General features: G+C 70.6%; 14 protein-coding genes. 4 read left to right on the top strand and 10 right to left on the bottom strand.

Translation table 11 applies throughout. The features are described from left to right. Nucleotides 1-274 precede the first annotated feature (274 nt). From fxsA to FGD71_RS44125, 4 genes are all read right to left on the bottom strand, one after another. Nucleotides 275-865, bottom strand: coding sequence for an FxsA family membrane protein (gene fxsA / locus FGD71_RS44140; RefSeq protein ID WP_119106245.1), 591 nt, complete (start codon nt 863-865; stop codon nt 275-277). Between the two features lie 101 nt (nt 866-966). Continuing rightward, nucleotides 967-1,734 carry a polyprenol monophosphomannose synthase gene (locus FGD71_RS44135; RefSeq protein ID WP_119106244.1) on the bottom strand — a complete coding sequence of 256 codons (768 nt, stop codon included), beginning with the start codon at nt 1,732-1,734 and terminating at the stop codon, nt 967-969. A 537-nt stretch (nt 1,735-2,271) separates the two neighbouring features. After that, nucleotides 2,272-3,894: an amidohydrolase gene (locus tag FGD71_RS44130; protein WP_119106243.1), complete on the bottom strand. Its 1,623-nt coding sequence runs from the start codon at nt 3,892-3,894 to the stop codon at nt 2,272-2,274. 74 nt (nt 3,895-3,968) lie between these two features. Then, a complete protein-coding gene (locus FGD71_RS44125) occupies nt 3,969-4,409 on the bottom strand; it encodes an Lrp/AsnC family transcriptional regulator (protein ID WP_119106242.1) in 441 nt (146 codons plus the stop codon). Between the two features lie 267 nt (nt 4,410-4,676). On the opposite strand from FGD71_RS44125, the gene FGD71_RS44120 reads away from it, so the two are divergent. Further along, nucleotides 4,677-5,114 carry a hypothetical protein gene (locus FGD71_RS44120; RefSeq protein ID WP_119106241.1) on the top strand — a complete coding sequence of 146 codons (438 nt, stop codon included), beginning with the start codon at nt 4,677-4,679 and terminating at the stop codon, nt 5,112-5,114. Nucleotides 5,115-5,699: 585 nt separating this feature from the next. On the opposite strand, the gene FGD71_RS44110 is transcribed toward FGD71_RS44120, so the two are convergent. After that, on the bottom strand, nt 5,700-6,872 hold the full coding sequence (locus FGD71_RS44110; protein ID WP_119106239.1) for an acyl-CoA dehydrogenase family protein: 1,173 nt from the start codon (nt 6,870-6,872) through the stop codon (nt 5,700-5,702). A 381-nt stretch (nt 6,873-7,253) separates the two neighbouring features. Here FGD71_RS44110 and FGD71_RS44105 point away from each other — a divergent pair, with 381 nt between their 5' ends. Beyond that, nucleotides 7,254-8,540 carry a glycoside hydrolase family 18 protein gene (locus FGD71_RS44105; protein ID WP_119106238.1) on the top strand — a complete coding sequence of 429 codons (1,287 nt, stop codon included), beginning with the start codon at nt 7,254-7,256 and terminating at the stop codon, nt 8,538-8,540. A gap of 95 nt (nt 8,541-8,635) precedes the next feature. Here the strand turns inward: FGD71_RS44105 and FGD71_RS44100 are convergent, their stop codons facing one another. The 3 genes from FGD71_RS44100 to FGD71_RS44090 form a co-directional block, all read right to left on the bottom strand. Then, nucleotides 8,636-9,295, bottom strand: a complete 660-nt coding sequence (locus tag FGD71_RS44100) for a TetR/AcrR family transcriptional regulator (protein ID WP_119106237.1) — start codon at nt 9,293-9,295, stop codon at nt 8,636-8,638. A 137-nt stretch (nt 9,296-9,432) separates the two neighbouring features. Then, entirely contained in the window at nt 9,433-9,579 is a 147-nt protein-coding gene (locus FGD71_RS44095; protein WP_119106236.1) for an SCO1431 family membrane protein, read from the bottom strand. A gap of 164 nt (nt 9,580-9,743) precedes the next feature. After that, a complete protein-coding gene (locus FGD71_RS44090; RefSeq protein WP_119106235.1) occupies nt 9,744-11,129 on the bottom strand; it encodes a peptidase C39 family protein in 1,386 nt (461 codons plus the stop codon). Nucleotides 11,130-11,412: 283 nt separating this feature from the next. Here FGD71_RS44090 and FGD71_RS44085 point away from each other — a divergent pair, with 283 nt between their 5' ends. Both FGD71_RS44085 and FGD71_RS44080 read left to right on the top strand, forming a co-directional pair. Next, nucleotides 11,413-12,012 (top strand): uridine kinase family protein, encoded by a 600-nt coding sequence (locus FGD71_RS44085; protein ID WP_119106234.1) that lies wholly within the window; start codon nt 11,413-11,415, stop codon nt 12,010-12,012. Between the two features lie 434 nt (nt 12,013-12,446). Then, complete coding sequence (locus FGD71_RS44080) at nt 12,447-14,312, top strand: AAA family ATPase (RefSeq protein WP_119106233.1); 1,866 nt, start codon at nt 12,447-12,449, stop codon at nt 14,310-14,312. Nucleotides 14,313-14,346: 34 nt separating this feature from the next. Here the strand turns inward: FGD71_RS44080 and FGD71_RS44075 are convergent, their stop codons facing one another. After that, nucleotides 14,347-15,489 carry a hemolysin family protein gene (locus FGD71_RS44075; RefSeq protein WP_119106232.1) on the bottom strand — a complete coding sequence of 381 codons (1,143 nt, stop codon included), beginning with the start codon at nt 15,487-15,489 and terminating at the stop codon, nt 14,347-14,349. Beyond that, a complete protein-coding gene (locus FGD71_RS44070; protein WP_119106231.1) occupies nt 15,486-16,814 on the bottom strand; it encodes a hemolysin family protein in 1,329 nt (442 codons plus the stop codon). The genes FGD71_RS44075 and FGD71_RS44070 overlap by 4 nt, the downstream gene beginning before the upstream one ends. Nucleotides 16,815-16,860: the final 46 nt, after the last annotated feature.

Genomic DNA, 16,860 nt, shown 5'->3' with positions numbered 1-16,860 from the left:
GGGGCTGCGGCGGCATACAGAGCGCACCCGGAACCGCGGGTGCCGTACGTACGCGTACGGCACCCGCGGTTTCCGTGCGTTGGCGCCCCCGTAGCGCCCCCGTAAGGGGCGCGGGGAACTGCGCGACCAGCCGCATACAACCCGCAGCCGAGATACAAACCGGGTTCGGGGGTCTGGGGCGCAGCCCCCAGGGGTGGGACGGGTAGGGGCGGCGGGGGCGAATGAACCGAGCGTGCTCAGGGGCGCGCCGCCGAACGCCGGGCGGGCCGGGGCCTCAGCCCTGCAGCGGCGGACGCCGCTCCGCGTCCCGCTCGGGGCCACGCGGCTCGTCGTCGCGGATGACCTCGCCCTGGACGACCTTGCCGTCGGGGCGGCGGATGCGGGCCTGCTGGAAGGCGTCACCGAGGGTGCCCGGAGTGGCCTCGCGCATCTTGCGTTCGAAGGTGCGCTCCGCGTACCGGCTCAGTGCCTTCTGGACCGGCGGAATCAGCAGGAGCAGGCCCACGGCGTCGGACACCAGACCGGGCAGCATCAGCAGCAGACCGCCCAGCATCATCAGACCGTTGCCCTCGCCGCCCCGCTCACCCTGCGGCAGCCCCCCGGCCTGACCGGCCTGCTGCTGTTGCAGAGCCTCGCTCAGCTTGCGGAAAGCCCGGCGTCCGGCCCGCTTGATGACCACGGATCCGAGCACGAACCCGGCGACGAGCAGCAGGAAGACGGCGAGGCCACTCGCCGCGCCTGCCACCAGGGTCAGCAGCCAGATCTCGAGCACCAGCCACGCGGCGATACCAAGCGGCAGAAACGAACGCAGTCGGGAGCGCCGTGGCTGTGCGGGGTACGTCGGAGTCGGAGCGCCAGTCGTCATGCGTCCAGTGTGCCTGGGCCCGGCTCAGTACGGGATAAGGGGGCTGAACAGCGCTGCCTGTGGGATTGTGGGCCCGCGCGCCCGCGGGCTTCAGGTCGGCTTCAGAAGGGTTTGCGCCCGAAGATCCGCCCCGCCCGCTCCCCGATCCCCCACGTCGTGACTCTCCACAGGGCCTCGACGAGGATGTCGCGGCTCATCTTGGAGTCGCCCAGCTCGCGCTCGACGAACGTGATGGGCACCTCGACGACGTGGTAGCCGGCTCTGACGGCGCGCCGTGCCAGGTCGACCTGGAAGCAGTAGCCCTGGGAGGCGACGTCGCTGAGGCCGAGGCCTTCGAGCGTCTCCCGGCGGAACGCGCGGTAGCCACCGGTGACATCACGCATCGGTACGTCGAGCAGAACCCTCGAATACAGGCTTCCGCCACGGGAGATGTACTCACGGTGCTTGGGCCAGTTCACGACCCGCCCGCCCGGCACCCAGCGGGAACCGAGGACCAGGTCGGCGCCCTTGAGCGCGGTGAGCAGCCGGGGCAGCTCCTCGGGCTGGTGCGAACCGTCGGCGTCCATCTCGACCAGGACGCCGTAGCCCTGTTCCAGACCCCAGCGGAAGCCCGCGAGGTAGGCGGCGCCGAGGCCTTCCTTGCCCTTGCGGTGCAGCACGTGGACGTGGTCGTCCCCGACGGTCATCTCGTCGGCGAGCTTGCCCGTGCCGTCCGGGCTGTTGTCGTCGGCGACCAGGACGTGTGCCTCGGGCACCGCAGCCCGCACCCGGTCGACGATTGCCTTGATGTTCTCCGCCTCGTTGTAGGTCGGGATGATCACCAAGGTCGTGCCGAGCGGACCGAACTGTCGCCCACCGCCGTCGTTCACAGCTTCCCCTTAAGACTTCCGTGCAGAGGGGCTCCACCATAGCGAGCACCGCTCTTCGCCCAGATAGGACGCCGATTTACGCGCTCGGAGACGCCGGCCCGAGAACAGCTTCTGGCGAGAAGAGAGAAACGTACAGCGGATCGGGGCCCGGCGCCCTTCGGGCCGACCTGGGGCCCGCTGGCTGCGGGTCGACCTAGAGCCGTTGTCTACTGAGCGTCCGGGCCCCACCCGGGTCACACCTGCCGACCGGCCGGAACGTTCCCTCATCCCCCAGTACGCGAGGGCTGGGCCTGGCTCCCAGTGGTGGTGCGCCGGTGCGGCACACCACCCCTGACCCAGCGGCGATTCGAGGGCTGCTCGGAACTTCCGCGGTCGGACGTCCGGTGGTGGACCCGGCCGAACCTACCGGCCACCTGCCACTTCCATCAACAGCCGTTTCACCTGCGGCTTTTCAGTCAATCGCCTGGTCAGCGGGGAGGATACGCAGGTCGCATGACAGAGCGGCGGTCCGGACCGGCGCCCCGCCACCCCGGTACATCACTCGTCCGGCCTCATGAAGACGGTTCGACCGCCCACCACGGTGCGCAGGCAGACAGGGAGCCGCGTCCCGGGCGTCAGGTCGGGCAGTCCGGGGGTGCCCGAGCGGGGGTCGGTCGACCAGCGGGCGACCCGGTCGTCCGGGGCCTGCACCACGAGTTCGTCGGTGCGCCACACGGCGTAGTCCGCGGGCGCGCCCGGCACCAGGACGCCCGCGTCGTCCCGGCCGATCGCCCGCCACCCGCCCCGTGTGTGCGCGGTGAAGGCCGCCCGTACGGAGACCCGGTGTTCCGGTGTCCGGTGAAAGGCCGCGGCGCGGACGGTGCCCCACGGGTCGAGCGGAGTGACGGGGCTGTCGGAACCGAGGGCGAGCGGCACGCCGGAGCGCAGCAGTGCCGCGAACGGGTTGAGCGTACGGGCCCGTTCGGCACCCAGGCGCTGGGCGTACATGCCGTCCTCGCCGCCCCACAGCGCGTCGAAGGCGGGCTGAACGGAGGCGGTGAGTCCAAGCTCGGCGAAGCCGGCAATGGTTTCGGGGGTGAGCATCTCGGCGTGCTCGACGCGGTGCCGGGCGGCCCGTACGCGGGCCGGACCGACCTTCTCGGCGGCTGCGCGCACCCCCTCGACCACGGCGGTCACGGCGGCGTCCCCGATGGCATGGAACCCGGCCTGGAGGCCCGCCTCGGTGGAGGCCACCACATGGGCGGCGACGGCGGCGGCGTCGAGGTAGGCGGTGCCGGTGTGGCCGGCGTCCGCGTACGGCCGGTGCAGGCAGGCCGTGTGCGAGCCGAGGGCCCCGTCGACGAAGAGGTCACCCGCGGCGCCGATCGCGCCCAGGGCGCGGGCCTTCGCGATGCCCTCTTGCCCCTGCTCGGCCCAGTAGCCGACGACCCTGGGGCTGGCCTCTTCGGCGGCGAGCCGCAGCAGCCCGGTGAAGTCGTCCTCGGAGGAGATGTCCGGGCCCGCGCACTCGTGGAGGGAACCGATGCCGAGCGAGGCGGCGTGTGCGAGCGCCGTGCGCTGGGCCTCGCTGCGCTGGGCGGGGGTGACGGCTCCGAGTGCCGCGGCGCGCACGGCGTGGTGGGCGTCACGGGTCAGCGGGCCGTCCTCGTACCCCGTGAGTCCCGTGATCCCCGGCACCAGGTCCAGGAGGGCCGTGCTGGCGACGGCCGAGTGGACGTCGATGCGGGAGAGGTAGAGCGGGCGGCCCCCGGTGGCCTCGTCGAGTTCGCTCCGCGTCGGCGGTCGGCCTCCGGGCCAGCGGGCGGCGTCCCAGCCGTGGCCCAAGAGGACCCGGTCGGCGGGGCGGGCGGCCGCGAAGTCGCGAACGAGGGCGAGGGCCGCCTCCAGGGAGGGCGCGGCGGACAGGTCGAGGCCGGTGAGGGTGAGCCCGGTCGCCGTGGTGTGCACGTGGGCGTCGGTGAACGCCGGGGTGACCAGGGCACCGTCGAGGTCCATCACCTCGTCGACCCCGTCGGCGAACGCGTCGGCCGCGCCCTCGGAGCCGACCCAGGCGACTTGCCCGTGTTCCACGACCATCGCGGTGGCGAACGGGTCGGCGGGGCTGTGGACTTCCCCACCGCGCAGCAGCACGGTACGAGGGGTGGCGGTGCTCTCACTCATGGGGAACAGTCTCGCCCCTTGGCACACCTGCCCCGCACCCGCCCCGCGCGCGGGGGCAGGCTGCCGGTCCGGACTCAGATCCTGGGCGGCCGTGCCTCGTACGGAGTGGAAAGGACCACGGTCGTACGCGTCGACACGCCGGCCAGCGAGCGGAGGCGCGCGAGCAGCTCTTCCAGTTCGTGCGGCGTCGAGACACGGACCTTGAGGATGTAGTTCTCGTCGCCCGCGACGCTGTGGCAGGCCTCGATCTCCGGGACGTCCGACAGGCGTTCCGCGATGTCGTCCGGGGCGCTGGGGTCGAACGGCTTCACCGAGATGAAGGCCGTCATCGGCAGCCCGACGGCCTCGGGGTCGACGACCGCGGCATAGCCGCGGATGACGCCGCGCTGTTCCAGCCGGCGCACCCGCTGGTGCACGGCCGACGTGGACAGACCCGTGGCCTTGCCCAGGTCGGTGTAGCTCATCCGCCCGTCCGCGACGAGCAGCTGCACAATCTGTCGGTCCAGCTCCTCCATGGCGCAGAACCTACAGGGCTCTTGATCTCTCGGATACCTCAGCGGCCCTGGTCATACCCGGTTTGTGATGTGCCCGGGCGGAGCCCGTCAGCCATGCGGGGGACAAATCCACCGCCACGGGCACCTGCGGGCAGCATGTGACGAAGGCCACAGTGTGGTTACAGGTTTCGTGATGTTCTCGTGATTACCGCCGAGACGGGACGGGAAGTGCTTGCTTTGGTCGAGGCCGCAGCGCCTTGTCGGCCCACCCGAGGGGGAGAAACCCATATGCAGAGTCTGAAGCGCCCTGGTCGTACCGCGCCCAAGCGGCTGAAGCCGGTCGTCGAGCCCGAGCCGGAGGGCGTCGAACCGGACGCCGCCGACGGTGAAGAATTCGACGCGTATGACACTTTTGAGATGTACCGGGTGATCTGCCCGGACTGCGCGCAGCCCATCGCGCTCCTGGCGGACGAGGAGGTCCTGCCCGAGCACGCGCTGTGCGCGACGCCGTGGAACCCGTTCGGGCTCACGGTGTGTGCCGGTACGGGCCGCGCGGCGGCCGAGGCCCGGCCCGCCGACGAGTCGATGGAGGCTCAGGAGCAGGACACCGCCCTGCTGTTGACGCTCCCTCAGGGGCTCGATTGGCGGACACAGCCCTTCTCGCACGTCGGTGGCCCCGGCTCGCGTCCCATGCGGGTGCCGGTACTGCGCCGACAGGCCGCCTGACCGGTCCGGGGCGCTCAGGCAGCGCTCTCGTCGAACCGGCTCGGTCTTTCGTAGCTGCCCTGCACCATGGCTCGCGGGCTGCCGTGGTGCAGGATCAGTGTGTCCGGTCCGCCAGGACGACAGCCGCACCGAAGCGGACTGAGCAGGCCGACCGGGGCGGTGGCTTTGAACGACCAGCATGGCCGGCCGCGACCCCGTACGGCCGACCATGACCCCGTACGGCCCACCGTGAACCCGTACGGGCCGACCGTGAACTGACGGGCGAATCAGCGGGCCGGTGACCTGTCCACCCGTGGACGCGTTGCCCTGGTATGACCGCAACGTATGCCGAGACGAGCCGTCGCCGCCGGATTCTCGTTTCCGTGCCCGCAGAATCGGTTAACCACGGGCTCCAGGAATCACCAGAGCCGCAGGATCCACAGGAGCCGCAGCCTCGACGGCAGCCCCCGGATCCCCCCATCTACCGCGCCCTGATCCGCACCTGGTCCGACCGCGGCCGGACCCTGCCGGGGCGCCACGACCCCGAGTGGGTCCGGCTCGTGGCGCCCTCGATCATGTACGGATACGGGTACGGGTACGGGCGGTTCAGCGCGAGTCGGGACCCACGAGGTGACGGGCGATGACCATCCGCTGGATCTGGTTGGTGCCCTCGACGATCTGCAGCACCTTGGCCTCGCGCATGAAGCGCTCCACGGGGAAGTCCGCGGTGTAGCCGTACCCGCCGAGCACCTGGACGGCGTCCGTGGTGACCTTCATCGCGGCGTCCGTGCACAGCAGCTTCGCCATGGCCGCCTGCTTGGCGAACGGCCGCCCCGCGTCACGCAGTCGCGCGGCGGCGAGGTAGAGCGCCCGGCCCGCCTCGATCTGCGTCGCCATGTCCGCGAGCATGAAGCGCATGCCCTGGAAGTCCGAGATCCGCCGGCCGAACTGCTCGCGCGCGGTGGCGTAGGCGACCGCCTCGTCGAGAGCCGCCTGGGCCACACCGACCGCGCAGGCGGCGATGCCGAGCCGCCCCGAGTCGAGTGCCGACAGGGCGATGGCGAAGCCCTGACCTTCGTCCCCGATGCGCCGGTCGTCGGAGATCCGCACCCGGTCGAGGTGAACCTGGGCCGTGGGCGAGCCCTTCATGCCCATCTTCTTCTCGGGCACCGCGGCGCTCAGCCCCTCCGCGTCGCCCGGCACCAGGAACGCCGTGATGCCGCGTGTCCCCTCGCCGCCGCTGCGCGCGAACACGGTGTAGAAGTCGGCGACGCCACCGTGCGTGATCCATGCCTTGGTGCCGGTGAGCAGCCACTCGTCACCGTCCCGCACCGCTTTGGTCCGCATGCCGGCGGCGTCGGACCCGGACGACGGCTCGGAGAGGCAGTACGCGCCCAGGAGGCCGCCGCCGAGCATGGCCGGCAGATGCTGGACCTGCTGTTCCTTGGTGCCGTAGTGGGCAAGCGCGTAACAGGACAGCGAGTGCACGCTGACACCGAGACCGACGGTCAACCGGGCCGCGGCCAGCTCCTCGAGAACCTGGAGATAGACCTCGTACGGCTGGTCCCCGCCGCCGTACTCCGAGTCGTACGGAAGGCCGAGCAGCCCCGACTCCGAGAGCAGGGTGAACAGGTCGCGCGGGAAGCGCCCGGCGTCCTCCTCCGCGGCCGCCTTGGGAGCGATCTCGCGCTGCGTGATGTCACGGACGAGCGAGATCAGATCCCGGGCCTCGTCCGTGGGCAGGTCACGGTCCACCGGCTGCGGCGCGCTGTCGATCATGGCGACGCTCTCCTCCCTGTCGGGCGCTTCGGCGGACACGCACAGGGGTGAGGTGGCTCCGCCCGGTCTTTCGTCGTCCAGCCGATGCTCCCCTTCCGGGTCTCGGACGAGGGTCCCCCCGCGCCGTTCAGGCAGTGGGAGAAGCTGACCAGCGGCTGTGGCGCTGTGAGTATGCCCGGTTCGGCAGAGCACATCACCAGTTAACGACCGTTTATTAAACCACATCGAAATTGGTCCGGACCATTGACCCAGCTGGTCTAGTCCTCCTACCGTTTCCCTCAACGCTCCGGCGCGTTCATGTCAAACGCGCAGGGCAGATCACGCACGTCTTCACCAGGTCCAGGCACCAACCCCACGCTCCCCTCCCCACGAGGAGACATGATGCTCAGACCGCTACAACTCCGCGTCCGCTTCCGGGCGTTCGTCTCCGCCGCGTGCTGCGCCGTCCTCGGCGCGGGGCTGCTCGCCGGCGCGGGCTCAGCCGCCGCGGCCGGACCGGCGCAGCGGGCCGGATCGACGCCGCAGGCCGGATCGACACCGCAGGCCGCATCAACGCCGAAGGCCGCCGGCTCCACGGTCGTCGGCTACTTCACCGAATGGGGTACCTACGACCGCAAGTACCTCGTCAAGAACATCAGGACGTCCGGCTCGGCGGCCAAGCTGACTCACATCAACTACGCCTTCGGCAATGTCACCGGCGGCAAGTGCGCCATGGGTGACTCCTACGCGGCGACCGAGCGGACGTACACCGCGGCCGAATCCGTCGACGGTGTCGCCGACACCTGGGACCAGCCCCTGCGCGGTACCTTCAACCAGCTGCGCGAGCTCAAGAAGCTCCATCCGAACCTCAAGGTCCTCTGGTCCTTCGGCGGCTGGACCTGGTCCGGCGGCTTCACCGAGGCCGCCAGGAACCCGGCCGCCTTCGCCCAGTCCTGCTACGACCTGGTCGAGAACTCCAAGTGGGCGGACGTCTTCGACGGGATCGACATCGACTGGGAGTACCCCAACGCATGCGGTCTGACCTGCGACACCAGCGGGAGGGCGGCGTACCGGAACCTGATGTCGGCGGTCCGCGCCAAGTTCGGCGGTTCCGCGCTCGTCACGTCGGCGATCCCGGCCGACGCCACGAGCGGCGGCAAGATCGACGCGGCGGACTACGCGGGCGCCGCGCAGTACGTCAACTGGTACAACCCGATGACGTACGACTTCTTCGGTGCCTGGGACGCGACCGGCCCGACGGCTCCGCACTCGCCGCTGAACTCGTACTCCGGGATTCCGAAGGCGGGTTACCACACCTCCGCGACGATCGCGAAGCTCAAGGGGCTCGGCATCCCGGCCTCGAAGCTGCTGCTCGGCATCGGCTTCTACGGGCGCGGTTGGACCGGTGTCACCCAGGCGGCGCCCGGCGGCAGTGCGACCGGCCCGGCGGCGGGGACGTACGAGCAGGGCATCGAGGACTACAAGGTGCTCAAGACGAAGTGCCCGGCAACCGGCACCGTCGGCGGCACGGCCTACGCGAAGTGCGGGAACAACTGGTGGAGTTACGACACTCCGTCGACCATCGCCGGGAAGATGACCTACAAGAACCAGCAGGGCCTGGGAGGCACCTTCTTCTGGGAGCTGAGCGGTGACACGCCGAACGGCGAGCTGATCAAGGCAATCAACTAGCCCGGCCCGTACGGAAAACGGCGCGTACGGCAGTCCGTACCGCAAGGAGGCGGGGGGTTCGTCGACCCCCGCCTTCGCCCGGGCGCCCCGGTCAGTCAGACACCCTGATGGGCGGCTTCGGGCGCGGGATACGCGGGGTCGAGTTCCTCGATGGCTTGCAGTACACCACCGAGCATCTTCACGAGCAGTTCGCGCATGACGTCGCGCGACAGCGTCTGGTGGTCGATCCAGTCGAGGGTGGCGCCCTCGACGCTGCAGAGCCAGCCGAGCAGCGCCGTACGCGGCAGGGGGCCGACCTCACGCCGCCCGTACGCTCCTTCGGCGATGGTCTCGACGATGGCTTCGCGCACTTCGTCTCGTATGGCCTGCACCTCGGCGTCGAAGCCGACGCCGCCGCTGATGATCGCGCGGTAGGCGGCCTGGTGGAGTTCGGCGTAGCGCAGATAGCCGTCGATGGTGCGGTGCACCCGTTCCCGGGGCGGCAGTTCGAGGCCGCCGGCCGCCCGGGAGACCAGCTCGGCGACCGAGTCCTCGATGATCGCCAGGTAGTAGCCGCGCTTGGACTTGAAGTAGTAGTAGATCAAGCCCTTGGCCACGTGAGCCTGCTTCGCGATGTCGTCCATCGACAGCGCGTCGTAGGACGTGTCGGCGAATAACTTCCGTCCGATGGCGATGAGTTCGGCACGACGGGCCACGGAGCGGTCCGTGCCGCGCACCCGTGGGCGGCCGACGCCGCGCTGTTGGCTGTCGTTCACTTTCGACCCTGGTCTCCCACTGCCGCGGACATCCGCAGGCAGTATGGCAGACCCCGTCATCGGCCCGTTCGACTCTCTTCGACGACTAGGGAGAGCCCCAAAGAACACCCCCAGAGGCGCGGCTGGGCCGCCCGCCGTCAGATCAGGCCGAGCTGCGTGACGAGCATCGCGAGCACCACCACGAAGGTCCAGCCCGCGAGGTGTTCCAGGATCTTCGGGCCGTCGTCCTTGGGGCCGCCGGTGCGGGTGCGCAGGCGTCCGGCGGTGGCAGAGGTCACGGTCATGGCAGCTCGCTCGCGTCGTCTGGGTTGGCGGACTCCCCCCACCGGTCTGTCCACCTTGCCACCGGAACGGGCTCTTTCGGGAGAGAGCTTGGTCACGCCGGAGAGGGTTCTTGATCAGCCGAGGCGCCTTCGATCAGCGCCTCGACCAGCCGAGTCTCCCCTGCTCAGCGGATGCCGACCTTCGCCAGTGCCGTCCGCTGGCGTGCCGTGGGCTGCGCCGGGAAGTACAGGTAGCAGACGCCGCCGGTGCCGGAGACCACCTTCCCGGAGGCGTTGTACCTCTTGGTACGGAGCCAGATGTTCTCCCACTCGCGCCGCCGGTACACACGCCGCACCGCCGCGTTGCTCGGCGAGGCCGGGTCGTTGGCGATCACGTCGCCGTCGGCGGTGAATCCAATGACGGTCATCAGATGGCCCGCGGTACCGTAACCGGCCCCCGTCAGCTCAGACGCGAGGAACGACTGGGACGTGATGACCGGGATGCCCGCCGCGATCAGTGTCTCCAGCTCGGTGAGGGAACCGAGCCGCGTCACCACGCCCTGAAGATCCCGGTACGTGGCGGCGTAGGCGGCGTTGAAGGGCCAGTTGCCACAGCCCGCGTACTGGTAGTCGTAGGTGAACCGGGCAGCATGGCACACCTGCGGATCCGCGTACTGCGGATTGACCCATGCCAGGTCCTCGGCCGTGGGCTTCCGCCCCCAGTACTCGATGATCATCTGCGAGGAGGTGGGGCTGCACCAGGCTTCGCCGCCGTTGTCGTACTCCGGGTACTGGCCCGCGTGGATCTCCTGCGAGTAGCGCGGAACCTTCAGCTCCCGGGTGAGACCGGGCGTCGAGGCCGGGACGGTGAAGCGGTCCGGGATGTCGGAGCCCATGGCACCGAGCCGCCACACGGTGGGCGTGATCCTGGCGCCGGGCTTGCGGTACAGGGTCAGCCGCAGCCGGTACGAGACCAGGCGCAGCCCCGAGGCCGCGTCGTCGATGGCGAAGGTGTCCGTCCAGATGCTGCTCTTGCCGTCGCTCTGGTCGTCCACCGAGGTGCGCCTGATGTCCTGGTCGCCGGCCGCCCATCGGCCCATCACGTACCAGGGGGTGTTCGTGCCGTCGGAGTACCTGCCGCGCAGCTCGACCTGGAGCCAGGTGCCGGCCGGGGTGCGCGCGTTCCAGGAGGCGATGACCTCGGTCGAGGGGACGGCAAGGCGGTGGACGGACGACGTCCAGCGCGCGTACTCCCAGGCGGCGGTCCTGCCGGTGTGCGGGTCCGTGTAGTCGACACGGCCCGCGGGGGACGCCATCACCAGGCCCGGGCGTGCTCCCGAGGCGGCCCGGGTGCCCTCCGCGGTGCCGCCGCGCCAGTCGTTGTACGAGGTCCAGGCGCGGTTGTCCACCCGGGCGGCCCGCACCTTCGACGAGGCCTGCGCGGCGCGAGTCGGCGCATGGGCGCCCGCGGCCGAGCTCGCGGAAGCCACCGGACTCGTGGCACTCGCCGCTGCCGCGACCACCACCGCGCTCAGGAGCGTTCTGCGGGAAGGCTGTTCGAATCTGGTCATGGACGAGTGACCCCCAGGGTGTCCGGAACAGGCGAGTCCAACGCACAGGTGTCGCCCACTATGAATGCCCACCCCGGCTTCTGCCAGCACCTCGGGCGTCACGCCGCCGACCAATATTGGTCATGACCAGTGGCATGAGAAGGGACGCGGCCCGATCCCCGCGCCGCCACCCAATCACCCGAATTCTCCTGATATCGCCTCGGTAGAATGATTCCTCGTCTCACGCACCCACCTCACAGTCCGTACACCCCAGGGATCCCCCATTCGCACCCTCGCCTCTCAGATGCACCGGCTGCCGCCGTCCTGCGGCCCCGTCCGCCTCGTCGGCGTCGACGGGCACGCGGGCTCCGGAAAGACCACGCTCGCCGGGCGGCTGGCCGAGGCGCTGGGCGGCGCGCCCGTGCTGCACCTGGACGACATCCGCTCGCACGAGGAGCTGTTCGCGTGGACCGGGCGACTGCTCCGGGACGTCGTCGAGCCGCTGAGCCGTGGCGAGGCGGGGCGCTATCGCGTCTACGACTGGGAGGCGCGCCGGTTCGAGGCGGCCCACGATCTGCCGCCGGCCCCCGTGGTGCTGGTAGAAGGTGTGGGCGCGGGCCGCCGGGCGCTGCGGCCGTATCTGGCGTGCCTGCTGTGGATGGAGGTGGCACACGACGACGCCTGGACGCGTGGCCGCGACCGGGACGGTTCGGCGCAGAGTGACTTCTGGGTCGACTGGGTCACCGCCGAGCACCGGCACTTCGCCGACGACCCCTCAAGACCTTTCGCCGATCTTCTGGTACGGCAGTGCTCAGAGGGATATGAGGTACTGCCGGGGCCCGCTGCGACGCCAGGACTGAACCAGGTCATCACTCACCGTGATGGGCCATCGGCGGTGTGCTGAACTTGTGAAGGCACCTGTCCGAGAACTTCCCCGAGTGCTCCAACTCGGCTTGACCGGGGGACCGTACAGGTCTTACGTTCTCAATATGCGGTCTTTCGAGGCCGCCCACAGACGCGAAGCCCCCGGTTGTTCCCCCGTGATCGGGGGCTTCGTTCTGCCCACGTCCGGATTCCGGACGCCGCGGCGCGCGATTCGTTCACCCTCGGTCACCGAGGGGCGTGCGCCCCGTCTGCTCCCACCTCGAAGAACCCGCCGTGCGGGCACCCTTCGGCGCGGTACTGCCTCGCAGGTACGATGCCTCTCGGTGCGACCTTAGGACGGCTGCTCTCCGCACCGAACGCAACTCCCGTCCACGGCACAGCGGTTCGACGAAGGCTGCCGCCGGGCACCGGCCCGTTCGGCATTCAACGGGGGCACGGTATGTGGGGGACGTGATGGACTTCGGCACGCAGGGCCCCGAGGCCCCGGCCGACCTCGCCTGGCTGCGAGGTGTGGATGCCTACACGATGGGAGCCTATCCGCAGGCGGAGGAGGAGTTCCGCGCCGCGGTACGGATGGATCCGGGCATGGCCGACGGCTGGCTCGGGCTGCACGCGCTGCGCATCGACACGACGACCGCGCTGCTGCGGATTTTCCGGCATCGCGAGCGCTTCGGAGAACAGCGCGCCCGCCACCGGCGCACGCTCAACTCCTGGTACTGGCTGGGCTGGTGGGTGCAGCCCGTCCTGGAGTCTCCGCGCGACCTGCTGCTCGCGCACGCCTCGCACTGGCTCGACGGACGCCATGTCCCGGAGCTGGACCGGGCGCTGGCGGGACTGCCGCCGGTGGACGCCGATCCGCAGGTGCGGTTTCTGCACGCCTGCCGGGCCTACCTCGTCAAGGACTGGGAGCAGCTGGTCCGGCACACGGACCCGCTGATCGACGATCCGATGCTGGGCATCGAGGCCGGCCTCTTCGGCGGCATGGCGCGCGTCCGTCTGGAGATGTACGGGCAGGCCGAGCCGCTGCTGTCGGCCGCGCTGATGCGCTGTCGCAGCGAGCAGCCGCAGCGCAAGGAGCTGCGGTACTGGCTGGCGCGGGCGCACGAGGGCACGGGGCGGTCGGCGGCGGCACTGCCGCTGTACCAGGCGGTGCACCGCGTCGACCCCGCCTTCATGGACACCTCGGCGCGGCTCGCCGCGATCGCCGAGGGCGACGGGTACGACGACACGGCGGACCTCGCGGCGATCACGCTCACCGGTGTCGGCCAGGACGTGATGGACGCGCCGGACGGCGTCGACCCGCTGTTCGGCGGGGAGGGCCGGGATCTCAAGCTCTCGGAGCCCGATCTGCCGCCGGGCGGGCCGGCGCCGGAGGCCGACGCGGTCCGCGAGAAGGCGATCGTGCCGGTCCGGCCGCCGCAGTTGCCGACCGGGCCCACCGACCCCGCACTCCTGGAAGAGGCGCTCGCCGAGCTGGAGCGGATGGTCGGCCTGGAGCCGGTGAAGCGCCAGGTGAAGGCGCTCTCCGCACAGTTGAACATGGCCAGACTGCGCGCCGGGCAGGGCTTGCCGGTGCAGCCGCCGAAGCGGCACTTCGTCTTCTCGGGGCCGTCCGGCACCGGCAAGACCACGGTGGCCCGCATCCTGGGCCGTGTCTTCTACGCGCTCGGGCTGCTCGGCGGCGACCATCTCGTGGAGGCCCAACGCGCCGACCTGGTGGGCGAGTACCTCGGCCAGACCGCCGTGAAGGCCAACGAACTGATCGACTCCGCGATCGGTGGCGTCCTCTTCGTCGACGAGGCCTACTCGCTGTCGAACTCGGGCTACGGCAAGGGCGACGCCTACGGGGACGAGGCGCTTCAGGTGCTGCTCAAGCGCGCCGAGGACAACCGCGACCACCTCGTGGTGATCCTCGCCGGGTATCCCGAGGGCATGGACCGCCTGCTGGCCGCCAACCCGGGGCTGTCGTCCCGCTTCACGACCCGCGTCGACTTCCCCTCGTACCGTCCCCTCGAGCTCACCTCGATCGGCGAGGTGCTGGCCGCCGAGAACGGCGACGTGTGGGACGAGGAGGCCCTCGACGAGCTGCGCTCCATCAGCGGGCACGTGGTCGACCAGGGCTGGATCGACGAACTGGGCAACGGCCGCTTCCTGCGCACCCTGTACGAGAAGAGCTGCGCCTACCGCGATCTGCGGCTGTCCGGCTACACGGGCGAACTGACCCGCGACGACCTGTCGACCCTGCGCCTGCCGGACCTGATGCAGGCATACGGGGAGGTGCTGTCCGGGCGGGGGCCCCAGGATCCGTCGGCACTGTGACCGCGCATCCGAAAGGCCCCCGCTCCGCGGCCCCTCAGCTCGCCAGTGCCTGCTCCGGACTCTCGGACCGCGGCTCCGGCTCCGCCGTCGCGGCGGTCGCGGCAGTCGGGGCGATCCCCCCGCGCGGCTCCGTGACCCGTACCGCAGGAGTGGGGGCGTCGCGGTGCGCCGGATCGCGTACCTCGCCGACCAGCAGTTCCAGTACGTCCTCCAGGGCGACCAGGCCGAGTGCGCGGCCCGAGGCGTCGACGACCTGGGCGAGGTGCGTCGCGGCGCGGCGCATCACGGTCAGGGCGTCGTCCAGGGGCAGCTCGGACCGCAGGGTCGTCATGGGGCGCCAGATGTGCTGCGGCACGGCCCGCTCGGACTCCTCCAGGTCGAGTACGTCCTTCACGTGGAGATAGCCCATGAAGGCGCCGTTCTCCGCGCAGACCGGGAAGCGCGAGTAGCCGGTGCGGGCGGTGAGCGCGACGACCTGGCCCGGAGTGACCGACGGGCCGACCGTCACCAGTGACTCCCGGTCCAGGAGCACGTCCGTGACCGGGCGGGAGCCCAGCTCCAGGGCGTCCTCCAGGCGCTCCTGCTCCTCGGGGTCGATCAGGCCCGCCTGTCCCGCGTCCTCGACGAGCCGGTTGAGCTGCTCACTGGTGAAGACCGCCTCGACCTCGTCCTTGGGTTCGACGCGGAAGAGCTTCAGGACGACGCGGGCGCAGGCACCGAGGCCCACGGTGACCGGCTTGCACAGCCGGGCGAAGGCGACCAGGCCGGGGCTGAGCCACAGCGCGGTCTTCTCGGGCGCCGCCATCGCCAGGTTCTTCGGCAGCATCTCGCCGACGACTAGGTGGAGGAACACGACCACGGCGAGGGCTATCACATAGCCGAGGGGGTGGATCACGCCCTCGGGAAGATGGACCGCCTCGAAGACCGGTTCCAGGAGGTGCGCCACGGTGGGCTCGGCGACGGCGCCGAGCGTCAGGGAGCACACGGTGATGCCGAACTGGGCGGCGGCCATCATCTGCGGCAGGTTCTCCAGGCCGTACATGACCTGGCGGGCCCGTGTGGTGCCGAGCGGTTCGATCTGGCTGCGGCGCACCGAGACGAGCGCGAACTCGGCACCGACGAAGAAGCCGTTGGCGAGCACGAGCAGAACGGCGAACAGGAGTTGGAGCATGCTCATCGGGCTGCCTCCACCACGGTGTCCGCGGCCTTGACCAGGCGCACCCGCTCGGCCCGGTAGTGCCCGACCTGGCGCACCGAGAGCCGCCAGCCCGGCAGTTCGACCCTGTCACCGGGTGCGGGGATACGGCCGAGGAGATCGGCGACGAGGCCCGCGACGGTCTCGTAAGGGCCCTCGGGGACCTCGAGGCCTATGCGCAGCAGGATGTCGACGCGGCAGCTGCCGTCGGCGTCCCAGGCGGGCCGCCCGTCCTCGGGCGGGGCGGCGGCGAGCTCGGGAAGGTCGTGTCCGTCGTGCTCGTCGCGGACCTCGCCGACGAGTTCTTCGACGATGTCCTCCAGGGTGACGACGCCGGCCGTGCCGCCGTACTCGTCGACGACGACCGCGATGGGCTGCTCGCTGCGCAGCTGCTCCAGAAGGGGCTGGACGGGCAGGGTCTCCGGGACGAGCAGCGGGGGCTGGGCGATCCGGCCGACGGGGGTGCGCAGCCGCTCGTTCGAGGGCACCGCGAGGGCGTCCTTGAGGTGCGCCATACCGACGATTTCGTCGATGCGCTCCCGGTAGACGGGGAAGCGGGACAGGCCGGTGGCCCGCGTGAGGTTGACGACGTCCTCGGCGGTGGCGGAGGACTGGAGGGCACTGACCTTCACGCGTGGCGTCATCACGTGCTGTGCGGTGAGGTCGGCCAGCGAGAGGGTGCGGACGAAAAGGTCGGCGGTGTCCTGTTCCAGGGCGCCGGCCCGGGCCGAGTGCCGGGCCAGGGACACGAGTTCGCCGGGGGTGCGGGCGGAGGCCAGCTCCTCGGCGGGCTCGACGCCCAGGGCGCGGACGAGCCGGTTGGCGACGGCATTCAGGCCGGCGATCACCGGCCGGAACAGGCGCGAGAAGACGTGCTGGGGTCCCGCGACGAAGCGCGCGACCTGCATCGGCTTGGACACCGCCCAGTTCTTGGGCACGAGCTCACCGATCACCATCTGCACGGCCGAGGCCAGCAGCATGCCGACGACCACGGCCACGCCGGGCACGGCGCCTTCGGGTATGCCGGTCGCGGTGAACGGGCCGTGCAGCAGCTCGGCGAGGGCCGGTTCGGCGAGCATGCCGACGACGAGCGAGGTGATGGTGATGCCGAGCTGGGTGCCGGACAGCTGGAACGACAGCTCCTTGAGGGAGTTCACGACGGTACGGGCCCGTCGGTCGCCCTCGGCGGCGGCCTTCTCGGCCTCGGGGCGTTCGACCGTGACGAGACCGAACTCGGCCGCCACGAAGAAGCCGTTGGCGAGGATCAGCAGGAACGCCGCCCCAAGGAGCAGCAAGGGGATGGTCATGCCGCCGCCTCGGAGCCGACGCGGACCGTGGGGTCCGCGTCATCTC

This window comes from Streptomyces sporangiiformans (genome assembly GCF_005768555.2).
Classification (GTDB): Bacteria; Actinomycetota; Actinomycetes; order Streptomycetales; family Streptomycetaceae; genus Streptomyces; species Streptomyces sporangiiformans.
The sequence above is the reverse complement of the archived record's forward strand: the minus strand, read 5'-3'. Positions and strand labels throughout refer to the sequence as shown.

Coding starts and splice junctions, on each gene's coding strand:
- fxsA (WP_119106245.1), bottom strand. CDS start 865: ATGACGACTGGCGCTCCGACTCCGACGTACCCCGCACAGCCACGGCGC.
- FGD71_RS44130 (WP_119106243.1), bottom strand. CDS start 3,894: ATGAGTGAGAGCACCGCCACCCCTCGTACCGTGCTGCTGCGCGGTGGG.
- FGD71_RS44125 (WP_119106242.1), bottom strand. CDS start 4,409: ATGGAGGAGCTGGACCGACAGATTGTGCAGCTGCTCGTCGCGGACGGG.
- FGD71_RS44120 (WP_119106241.1), top strand. CDS start 4,677: ATGCAGAGTCTGAAGCGCCCTGGTCGTACCGCGCCCAAGCGGCTGAAG.
- FGD71_RS44110 (WP_119106239.1), bottom strand. CDS start 6,872: ATGATCGACAGCGCGCCGCAGCCGGTGGACCGTGACCTGCCCACGGAC.
- FGD71_RS44105 (WP_119106238.1), top strand. CDS start 7,254: ATGCTCAGACCGCTACAACTCCGCGTCCGCTTCCGGGCGTTCGTCTCC.
- FGD71_RS44095 (WP_119106236.1), bottom strand. CDS start 9,579: ATGACCGTGACCTCTGCCACCGCCGGACGCCTGCGCACCCGCACCGGC.
- FGD71_RS44090 (WP_119106235.1), bottom strand. CDS start 11,129: ATGACCAGATTCGAACAGCCTTCCCGCAGAACGCTCCTGAGCGCGGTG.
- FGD71_RS44085 (WP_119106234.1), top strand. CDS start 11,413: ATGCACCGGCTGCCGCCGTCCTGCGGCCCCGTCCGCCTCGTCGGCGTC.
- FGD71_RS44080 (WP_119106233.1), top strand. CDS start 12,447: ATGGACTTCGGCACGCAGGGCCCCGAGGCCCCGGCCGACCTCGCCTGG.
- FGD71_RS44075 (WP_119106232.1), bottom strand. CDS start 15,489: ATGAGCATGCTCCAACTCCTGTTCGCCGTTCTGCTCGTGCTCGCCAAC.
- FGD71_RS44070 (WP_119106231.1), bottom strand. CDS start 16,814: ATGACCATCCCCTTGCTGCTCCTTGGGGCGGCGTTCCTGCTGATCCTC.